Here is a 7,959-nt window from a genome sequence, read left to right on the forward strand (position 1 = left end):
GTAGAGCGACTTGCCAACCTTGTGGCCATCAGCCGCGATGAAGGTGTTGGCGATACCACCGCCGACGACCAGCTGATCAACCTTGGTCGACAGGGCCTCAAGCACGGTCAGCTTGGTTGAGACCTTGGAGCCACCGACGATGGCCACCATCGGCCGCTTGGGATCGGCCAAGGCCTTCTGCAGCGCATCCAGCTCCTCGGCCAGCAGCAGACCGGCGCAGGCAGTTGGCGCGAACTTGCCAGCGCCGTGGGTCGAGGCCTGAGCCCGATGCGCGGTGCCGAAGGCATCCATCACATAGACATCACAGAGCGACGCATACTGCTTCGACAGCGCCTCGTCGTCCTTCTTCTCGCCCTTGTTGAAGCGCACGTTCTCGAGCAGCACCAGCTCACCGTCTGCCACCTCCGGAGCGGTCTCCAGATAATCCTTGATCAGCCGCACCTCACGGCCGAGCTTGGCGCCAAGATCGACAGCCACGGGTGCCAGCGAGTTCTCCTCGGAGTAGACACCCTCTTCCGGGCGGCCCAGGTGCGACATGACCATGACCTTGGCGCCGGCCTTGAGGCAGTGCTCAAAGGTCGGCAGCGAAGCCGTGATCCGGGCGTCGGAGGTCACCTTGCCGTTCTTGACCGGCACATTGAGATCGGAGCGGATCAGAACCCGTTTACCGGCCAGGTCAAGATCGGTGAGCTTGGTAAAGGACATAGCAATGAGCCTCATCGAAATGGTGTCAAAGAGCCTTGAGCAATCTGGAAAACCCTCGGGCTTTCCACATCGTTCTCAGCGAGATCGTTCTCAGCGGGTCGCGATAGCGGCATCGTGCTCACAGCGACAACGCAGAAGGCTCGCAGCCTGCCCCAGCGATCGTCCTATTGCTTGTGTCATTGTCATCGAACCGCCGAGCGCGCCGCGACTGATTCGGGTGCGAGAGGTCGGTGGCTCTTAGGGTCTCGCCTTCAGAGCCACCAACGCCGCAATCAGCTAATCAGCCGGCAACATGCTGCGCCATGCGCAGGAAGTTGCAGGTGTAGCCGTACTCGTTGTCATACCAGGCAACGACCTTGACGAAGGTCGGGTCGAGCATGATGCCGGCGCCGGCATCGAAGATCGAGGGCGTGCCATGACCGCGAAAATCGGTTGAGACCACCTTGTCCTCGGTGTAGGCCAGCACGCCAGCGAGATCACCCGACTCCGAGGCCGCCTTCATCGCCGCGCAGATGTCGTCGTAGCTGGCCTCTTTGCTCAGCTCGCAGGTCAGGTCGACCACCGAGACGTCCGAGGTCGGTACGCGGAAGGCCATGCCGGTCAGCTTGCCATTAAGCTCTGGCAGGACCTTGCCGACGGCCTTGGCGGCGCCAGTTGAGGACGGGATGATGTTCTCGAGGATGCCACGTCCACCGCGCCAGTCCTTCATCGAGGGACCATCGACGGTCTTCTGGGTGGCCGTGGCCGCATGCACGGTGGTCATCAGGCCACGCTTGATGCCCCAGTTGTCGTGCAGCACCTTGGAGACCGGTGCCAGACAGTTGGTGGTGCAGCTGGCAGCCGAGATGATCGCCTGACCGTCATAGGTGTTGTGGTTGACGCCATAGACGAACATCGGCGTGCTGTCCTTCGACGGCGCGCTCTGCACGACCTTCTTGGCACCAGCGTCGATATGCGCCTGGCAGGTCTCGGTCGTGAGGAAGAAGCCGGTGCACTCGAGCACCAGATCGGCCCCGATATCGCCCCAAGCCAGCTTCGATGGATCGCGCTCGGCCGTGAGGCGAATCGCGTTGCCGTTGACGGTCATGGTATTGCCATCGACCGAGACATCGCCGGCAAAGTTGCCATGCACCGAGTCGTACTTGAGCATGTAGGCCAGGTAGTCAGGGTCGAGCAGGTCGTTGATGCCAACCACCTGCATATCCGGGAAATCCTTCGCGATTGCGCGGAAGGCCATGCGACCGATACGGCCAAAGCCATTGATGCCAACTTTCAGGGTCATGGGGTTACTCCTCGTAGACGAGTGATAAAGAATAGGTAAGTCTCAGGCTCGCCCAATCAGTGAGGGATCGCCCTGGCGCTGATCGGGCGCGGATTGGATCGGCGATCCAGACCTTAGAGCAGGCTCTCGACGGCGTCGGCAACGGCCTCGGCGGTGATGCCGAACTCCTTATACACGTCCGCAGCAGGTGCCGATTCGCCAAAGGTGTCGACGCCAACCATCTTGCCGTGCATGCCCACGTATTTCGGCCAGAGATTGGAGACCCCGGCCTCGACCGCGACGCGGGCCTTGACCGCATCAGGCAAGACCGACTCCTTGTAGGCCGCATCCTGAGCATCGAAGGTATCCATTGAAGGCATCGAGACGACGCGGACCTTGCGGCCTTTGGCACTGAGCTGCTCGGCTGCCGTCGTCGCCAGCTCGACCTCGGTACCAGTGCCGATGATGATCGCATCCGGCGTGCCCTCGCAGTCGCGCAGCACATAGCCGCCCTTCTCGATCGCGCGCATCTGCTCCTCAGTGCGGCTCATGTGAGCCGCACCCTGACGCGAGAAGATCAGGGCGCTTGGGCCGCCGGTGCGCTCGATCGCGAGCTTCCAAGCGACCGCACTCTCAACCGCGTCACAGGGACGCCAGGTCGACATGCGCGGTGTCAGGCGCAGGATCGAGACCTGCTCGACTGGCTGATGGGTCGGGCCGTCTTCACCGAGGCCGATGGAATCATGGGTGTAGACAAAGATCGGGTTGATCTTCATCAGCGCCGCCATACGCACGGCGTTGCGTGCATATTCCATGAACATCAGGAAGGTCGCGCCGTAGGGCTTGAAGCCGCCGTGCAGGGTCGCACCATTCATGATGGCCGACATGCCAAACTCGCGCACGCCGTAATAGATGTAGTTACCACCTGCACCGCCCGGGCTGACGCCCTTGGCGCCCGACCAGAGGGTCAGGTTTGAGCCCGCCAGATCGGCCGAGCCGCCGAGCAGCTCAGGCAGCAATGGGCCCAGGCCATTGAGTGCGTTCTGCGAGGCCTTACGGGTCGCGATCTTTTCGGCCTTGGCATCGACCGACTTGATGAACTCCCAGGCCTTGGCATCGAAGTCCTCAGGCAGCTTGCCTGCCATGCGGCGCTCGAACTCGGCGGCCTCGGCGGGGAACTCAGCCTGATAAGCGGCGAATTTGTCATTCCATGCGCGCTCAGCATCCGCACCGCGCTGTTTCGCATCCCAGCCAGAGTAGATCGCCTCTGGGACCTCGAACGGCGGATGCGTCCAGCCCAACGCCTCGCGCGTCAGTGCAATCTCGTCGTCGCCGAGCGGTGCACCATGGCATTCCTCTTTGCCTTGCTTGTTCGGCGAGCCGAAGCCGATCACGGTCTGACAGCAGATCAGCGTCGGCTTGTCGGTCACGGCCCGCGCCTCTTCAATGGCCGCCTTGACCGCTTCGGCATCATGGCCATCCACCTTCGGGATGACATGCCAGTTGTAGGCCTCGAAGCGCTTCGGGGTATCGTCGAGGAACCAGGCCGGGACATCACCGTGACCGCGAACCTCGCCATCGATCGAGATATTGTTGTCGTCGTAGAACGCGATCAGCTTGCCCAGACCCAGCGCACCAGCCAACGAGCAAGACTCGTGCGAGATGCCTTCCATCAGGCAGCCGTCGCCGAGGAACACATAGGTGTGATGGTCGACGATCTCATGACCAGGCTTATTGAACTGCGCTGCCAAGACCTTCTCGGCCAGGGCCATGCCGACGCCATTGCTGATGCCCTGCCCGAGTGGACCGGTGGTGGTCTCGATACCGGGCGCATAGCCATACTCCGGGTGACCTGGCGTCTTCGAGTGCAGCTGGCGGAACTGTTTGATGTCCTCGATACTCACACCATAGCCAGTGAGGTGCAGCAGCGAGTAGAGCAGCATCGAGCCATGACCATTCGAGAGCACGAATCGATCGCGATCAGGCCAGTGCGGATTCTGTGGATTGTGCTGCATATAATCATTCCACAGCACCTCGGCAATGTCAGCCATGCCCATCGGCGCGCCTGGATGTCCAGATTTAGCCTTCTGGACCGCATCCATGCTGAGTGCGCGCACGGCATTGGCTAGTTCTCTGCGTGAGGACATCTGCCCCTCCTGATCAAGTTTTTTCGGGTGATTAATTCTGCTAGTGAACATGAGCCGGCGCGCCCCGGCCGGAGAGGCCACAGCGGCAGGCGCGTCTGCACGACAGCGGTCGCACTTCGATCGCCGCATATCGCGGACACTAAGCCATCCATTCTCGCCGAAACCAGACCGATAAGCCAAGCAATTGACCAGGACTTAGGATCGGACTGTGTTACCAGATCCCAATATTAAGAATTACTGAAGCATTTTGCGCAAGTACTGCCGCAGAGCCCAACTGCTAGCGCGCATCTGGCGAAGGTCACATTCAGCCGTAAACTAAATGACTTAGGGCAGATAGCTGCGGCAGGATCTTCTCGGCACGCATCAGCCATCCCGCCACTTGATGGAGCAGCCGACACTTGGGATCTGGTGCTCAGGCCCTCGGCCCGTCTCCGCCACCTGCTTCATCGCCTCGAACAGGTCTCGACGAACATACTCAGGCGCTGTCTCCTTGCGGCTCTCGTCGAGTCGCCCTCGATACTGCAGCTCGAGCGCGCTGTTATAGCCGAAGAAATCCGGTGTGCAGATCGCCCCATAGGCCTTGGCGACCTCCTGGCTCTCATCGATGACGTACGGAAACGGGAAGTCATGCTCCAAGGCCACCGCCTTCATGTTCTCGAACGAGTCCTCCGGGTAGTCGGCTGGATCATTCGCCATGATCGCAACGCTCCCAACACCGAGCGACATCAACTCCCGGGTATCGCGCACCAGGCGCTCTCGCACCGCCTTCACGTAGGGGCAGTGGTTGCAGATGAACATCACCAGCAGGCCGTTTGGACCCAGGCAGTCATCGCGCCGCCAGGTGCGGCCATCGACCCCGGGGAGTGCAAAATCAGGCGCCTTCTGACCGAAGTCGCAAACCGGTGTTTCGAGTGAGACCATCGTCTAAGACCCTCCAAAGCGATCAACTTTATCGGTTGCTATGGTAACCCAACGAGCAGGCCGACCAAGGCCGGAAATCCTGGCCCAGGGTGGACTCTAGGGCGCCATTTTCAGCCCACCGAGGCACCCAACGAAGCCGATTGAGGACGGCCTTATACCACTGTTTTTAATAATATTATTGGCAACCAAAGGGGGCTCGCTTGGGGGTCCTGAATGGCCCGAGCCCCTGTGAACAAGCGTGGCAATCGTTTACACTGGTCGACTCTCGTCAATTGATTAACCATCCGCAACGCGACGCTACCGGCCATCCTTCGGCCATCTTCCGGCGGCTGCGGCGGAGCCTAACGAGAGACCTTCGATCTATGTCAGAGAATTTCATTTTTACCTCAGAGTCGGTCTCTGAGGGCCATCCGGACAAGGTTGCTGATCAGATCTCGGATGCCGTCCTCGACGACATTCTGGCCAACGATAGCAATCCCGAGCACGCCCGAGTCGCCTGCGAAACCATGGTCAAGACCGGCGCGGTCATCGTCGCCGGCGAGATCACCACCGACCACTGGGTCGACTTCGACACCCTGGTGCGTGGCGTCGTCAATGACATCGGCTACGACAGCTCCGATGTCGGCTTCGACGGCAACACCTGCGCGGTGATGTCGCTGGTCGGCAAGCAGTCCACCGATATCGCCCAAGGCGTCGATCGCAGCAGCCCCGAGGAGCAGGGCGCCGGCGACCAGGGCCTGATGTTCGGCTATGCGACCAACGAGACCGACGTGCTGATGCCAGCGCCGATCACCTATGCGCACCGCTTGGTCGAGCGCCAGTCGGAGATGCGCAAGGAGAAGGTGCTCGAGTGGCTGCGCCCGGACGCCAAGAGCCAGGTCACCATGCGCTACGAGAACGGCTTCGCGGTTGCCGTCGACGCCGTGGTCCTGTCCACCCAGCATGATCCGGACATCGACTACAAGCACCTGCAGGAAGCGGTGATGGAGAACATCATCAAACCGGTGATCCCGACCGAGTGGATTCACAAGGACACCAAGTTCCACATCAACCCGACCGGCAGCTTCGTCATCGGCGGCCCCGTGGGCGACTGCGGCCTGACCGGACGCAAGATCATCGTCGACACCTATGGTGGTATGGCGCGTCACGGCGGCGGTGCCTTCTCCGGCAAGGACCCGTCGAAGGTCGACCGCTCAGCGGCCTACGCTGGCCGTTATGTGGCCAAGAACATCGTCGCCGCTGGCCTTGCAGATCGCTGCGAGATCCAGATCTCCTACGCGATCGGCGTCGCCGAGCCGACCTCGATCTCGGTCGAGACCTTCGGCACCGCGAAGATCGACGAGGAGCGCATCGCAACCCTGGTCCGCGAGCACTTCGACCTGCGCCCCTACGCGCTGATCAACATGCTGGGTCTGGTCAAGCCGATCTACCGCAAGACCGCCGCCTACGGGCATTTCGGCCGCGAGCTGCCGGAGTTCGGCTGGGAGCGCACCGATAAGGCCGCGCAACTGAAAGACGCTGCTGGGCTCTAAGCGCCCGATCGACATCCTCAATCTCGCGCGAGGAGCGCTGCAACAGGACCGAAACAGGCGTCCTGCCAGGCTCGCGGGGGATACATCAGATCAACGGCGCTCACTCACGATACTCAGGAGCTGAATACCATGAGTGAGTTCAACGACTATAAGGTTGCAGACATCGCCTTGGCCGATTACGGCCGCAAAGAGCTGGACATCGCCGAGACCGAGATGCCGGGCCTGATGGCCCTGCGCACGAAGTACTGCGACAGCAAGCCGCTCAAGGGCGCGCGCATCACCGGCAGCCTGCACATGACCATCCAGACCGCGGTCCTGATCGAGACCCTGGTCGAGCTCGGCGCCGAGGTGCGCTGGGCCTCGTGCAACATCTTCTCGACTCAGGATCATGCCGCTGCAGCCATGGCCGCGCGCGGCATCCCGGTCTATGCCTGGAAGGGCGAGACGCTGGAAGAGTACTGGTGGTGCACCGAGCAGGTGCTGAACTGGCCCGACGGCAAGGGGCCGAACATGATCCTCGACGACGGCGGCGACGCCACCCTGCTGGTGCACAAGGGCGTCGAGTTCGAGAAGGCCGGAGCCGTGCCGACGGCTGACCCGGATGACGATGAAGAGTTCACCGCCGTGCTCGGCGTGCTCGGGCGCACCTTCGAGAAGGACCGCGAGCATTGGCACAAGATCGCCAAGGACATCAAGGGCGTCACCGAGGAGACCACCACCGGTGTCCATCGCCTCTACGAGATGTTCAAGAAGGGCACCCTGCTGTTCCCGGCGATGAACGTCAACGATTCGGTCACCAAGTCGAAGTTCGACAACCTCTACGGCTGCCGCGAATCGCTGGTCGACGCCATCAAGCGCGCCACCGATGTGATGATCGCGGGCAAGGTCGCGGTGGTCTGTGGCTATGGCGATGTCGGTAAGGGCTCGGCAGCCTCGCTGCGTGGTCTCGGCGCCAACGTCTGGGTCACCGAGATCGATCCGATCTGTGCGCTGCAGGCGGCGATGGAAGGCTATCGCGTTGTACGCCTCGATGACGTCATCGATCAGGCCGACATCTTCGTCACCGCAACCGGCAACAAGGACATCATCACCTACAGCCACATGTCGCGGATGAAGGATCAGGCCATCGTCTGCAACATCGGCCACTTCGACAACGAGATCCAGGTCAACTCCCTGAAGGATCTGGAGTGGATCGAGATCAAGCCACAGGTCGATCAGATCATCTTCCCGGATGGCCATCGCATCACCCTGCTGGCACGCGGGCGCCTCGTGAATCTGGGCTGCGCGACAGGACATCCGAGCTTCGTGATGTCGAACTCGTTCACCAACCAGGTGGTCGCGCAGATCGAGATCTTCAACAAGCCCAATGAGTATCCGCTGGGCGTGCACATCC

General features: G+C 61.4%; 6 protein-coding genes and 1 riboswitch. Of the genes, 2 read left to right on the forward strand and 4 right to left on the reverse strand.

All coding sequences use genetic code 11. The features are described from left to right. The 4 genes from pgk to ACY693_RS10735 form a co-directional block, all read right to left on the reverse strand. The coding region (gene pgk, locus ACY693_RS10720; RefSeq protein WP_462321820.1) for a phosphoglycerate kinase at positions 1–705 on the reverse strand (705 nt) is incomplete at its 3' end. Between the two features lie 280 nt (positions 706–985). Continuing rightward, entirely contained in the window at positions 986–1,987 is a 1,002-nt protein-coding gene (gap, locus tag ACY693_RS10725) for a type I glyceraldehyde-3-phosphate dehydrogenase (protein WP_462321821.1), read from the reverse strand. 113 nt (positions 1,988–2,100) lie between these two features. Next, entirely contained in the window at positions 2,101–4,113 is a 2,013-nt protein-coding gene (gene tkt / locus ACY693_RS10730; RefSeq protein WP_462321822.1) for a transketolase, read from the reverse strand. 363 nt (positions 4,114–4,476) lie between these two features. Beyond that, positions 4,477–5,034, reverse strand: a complete 558-nt coding sequence (locus tag ACY693_RS10735) for a thioredoxin family protein (protein WP_462321823.1) — start codon at positions 5,032–5,034, stop codon at positions 4,477–4,479. Positions 5,035–5,396: 362 nt separating this feature from the next. On the opposite strand from ACY693_RS10735, the gene metK reads away from it, so the two are divergent. Together metK and ahcY are read left to right on the forward strand one after the other, a co-directional pair. Further along, entirely contained in the window at positions 5,397–6,566 is a 1,170-nt protein-coding gene (gene metK / locus ACY693_RS10740) for a methionine adenosyltransferase (protein ID WP_462321824.1), read from the forward strand. 23 nt (positions 6,567–6,589) lie between these two features. Next, a riboswitch (S-adenosyl-L-homocysteine riboswitch) is annotated at positions 6,590–6,675 on the forward strand. Positions 6,676–6,695: 20 nt separating this feature from the next. Further along, positions 6,696–7,959 (forward strand): adenosylhomocysteinase (gene ahcY / locus ACY693_RS10745; RefSeq protein WP_462321825.1); only part of this gene is annotated, 1,264 nt, incomplete at its 3' end.

It is taken from the genome of Halochromatium sp. (assembly GCF_054919635.1).

Coding starts and splice junctions, on each gene's coding strand:
- metK (WP_462321824.1), top strand. CDS start 5,397: ATGTCAGAGAATTTCATTTTTACCTCAGAGTCGGTCTCTGAGGGCCAT.
- tkt (WP_462321822.1), bottom strand. CDS start 4,113: ATGTCCTCACGCAGAGAACTAGCCAATGCCGTGCGCGCACTCAGCATG.
- ACY693_RS10735 (WP_462321823.1), bottom strand. CDS start 5,034: ATGGTCTCACTCGAAACACCGGTTTGCGACTTCGGTCAGAAGGCGCCT.
- gap (WP_462321821.1), bottom strand. CDS start 1,987: ATGACCCTGAAAGTTGGCATCAATGGCTTTGGCCGTATCGGTCGCATG.